General features: G+C 68.1%; 1 protein-coding gene. It reads right to left on the bottom strand.

Annotated elements, in window-relative coordinates; translation table 11 throughout:
• The coding region (locus tag MXD57_RS31170; RefSeq protein WP_250405571.1) for a condensation domain-containing protein at positions 1-2297 on the bottom strand (2297 nt) is incomplete at its 3' end.
• Positions 2298-2311 lie beyond the last annotated feature (14 nt).

Here is a 2311-nt window from a genome sequence, read left to right as displayed (position 1 = left end):
TCTGTCTGGTTCAGGGAGACGAGGGGTAGGTCGGAGGGGGTGTATCCGCCTGCGTCGGGGGTGGCGGTGTGTCGGGTGATTGCTTTGAGTGCCTCGACGAGGTGTGTGGAGATCTGGGTGATGGTTGTTTCGTCGAGTAGGTGTGATGCCCAGGACCAGGAGATGTGCAGGTGGGGGCCGTCGTTGCTGTCTTGGACGACTGCGTTGATTTCCAGTGCGTGGGGGACTGGGGTGTGGGGGTGTAGTCCGCTGCCCAGGGCCACGGATTCGGGGGCGATGTGCCAGGGGCCGTCGTTGCCGGTGGTGAAGCGGCCGAGGTAGTTGAAGCCGATCTCGGGTCGTGTTCCGTGTGCGAGTGTGGGGGCTGTTTGGGTGTTGAGGTGGCGCAGCAGGCCGTAGCCCAGGCCGCGGTCGGGGATGGAGCGGAGTTGTTCCTTGATTCGTTTGATGACTGTGCCGGTGTGGGTGCCGCCTGCCCATACCTCGTGTGTGTCGAAGGTGCCGGGGTCGATGCGCAGGGGGTAGGTGCTGGTGAACCAGCCCATGGTGCGTGTCAGGTCGACTCCTTGGACGACTTCCTCGCGGCCGTGTCCTTCGAGTTCGACGAGGATGCCGCTGGTGGTGCCGGTGTTCGTGGTGTCGGGGTGGGGGGTGTTGTGGTGCCAGCGGGTGACTGCCAGGGCGAGGGCTGTCAGGAGTATGTCCTCGAGGCCGGTGTGGAAGGCGGTAGTCACTTCGTTCAGCAGGGGGCGGGTCTCCTGGGTGGAGAGTGTCACTGTGAGGTTGCGTACGGTTTCGGCGGTGTCCCGTGAGGGGTCGAGTGGGTGTGGTGTCAGGCGGATGCCGGGGGTTGTCACCATGGTCTGCCACAGGCCCAGTTCGGCGGTGCGTTCGGGGGTGTGGGCCAGGTGGTTCAGGTGGCCGGCCCAGCCGCGGAAGGAGGTTCCCACCGGGGCGGGGCTGGCTGGACGGCCTGTGCTCAGGGCGTTCCATGCGGCTGTGAGGTCGGGCAGCAGGATGCGCCAGGACACTCCGTCGACCGCGAGGTGGTGCAGGACCAGCAGGACACGGCCCGGTGCATCGGTGCCGGTGTCGAACCACACGGCCTGCATCATCACACCGGCCTGCGGATCCAGACGTTCCCGTGCTGCGGTCGCCTCGGCCAGTACCAGTTCCTCGAGGTGGTGGTCCGCTGTGTCCGTGACGTTGACCCGGTGCACGCAGTTCGCCGGGTCCACGGTGCCCGTGGGCAGGACTTCCAGGCCCCAGTCGGGGCCCCAGTCGTGGGGGGAGTCAGAGCTGTGGGTGACCCGCATCCGCAGGACGTCGTGCTGGTCCAGGACGCAGCGCACCATCGCGGTCAGTGTCTTGAGTGACAGTTCTGCCGGGGTGACGATCAGCATCGACTGGGAGAATCCGGCCAGTGGTCCGCCGCGTTCGCGGATCTGGTGCATCACCGGGGTCAGGGGCACCGTGCCCACGCCCGTGTCGGCGTTGTCGGTCTCGGTTGCCGCCGGCCCGTCCGTCACGGTGGCAACCGTGGCCAGGGCGGCGACGGTCTTGTGTTCGAACACTTCCCGTGGGGAGAGGACCAGGCCGGCGGCGCGGGCGCGTGCCACGAGTTGGATCGACAGGATGCTGTCGCCGCCCAGTTCGAAGAACCCGTCATCGACGAAGACGCGGGGGATTCCGAGGATTTCGGCGAACAGGCCGCACAGGATCTCCTCCTGTGGTGTGCGTGGCCCGGTGCCTGCCACCGTGTCGGAAGCGGCCGCGGGGGCGGGCAGGGCCCGCCGGTCCAGCTTCCCGTTCGGCGTCAACGGCAGGCCGTCGAGGACCACGAACGCCGACGGCACCATGTAGTCGGGCAGCCGCTCCGCCACGAACCCACGCAACGCGGCCGTGTCCGGTCCGGTCGAGACCGTGCCCGCCGCCGCAACCACATAGGCAACCAGACGCCTGTCGCCCGGACGGTCCTCCCGGACCACCACGGCAGCCTGCCCCACCTGCTCGTGCCCGGTCAGGACGGCCTCGATCTCGCCCGGCTCGATACGGAAGCCCCGCACCTTGACCTGGGCATCGGCGCGCCCGACGAACTCCAGGACCCCGTCCGGGGTCCAGCGCACCACGTCACCGGTCCGGTACATCCGGGAACCGGCCACCACGGCGAACGGATCCGCAACGAACCGCTCGGCCGTCAACCCGGGACGACCCACATACCCCCGCGCCAACTGCACACCCGCGATGTACAACTCACCCGCCACACCCACCGGCACCGGCGACAGACCAGCATCCAACACATACACCCGCG

Origin of the sequence: Streptomyces cellostaticus, assembly GCF_023630175.1 — a bacterium.
Lineage (GTDB): Bacteria > Actinomycetota > Actinomycetes > Streptomycetales > Streptomycetaceae > Streptomyces > Streptomyces cellostaticus_A.
This window is presented reverse-complemented; position numbering and strand designations above follow the sequence as displayed.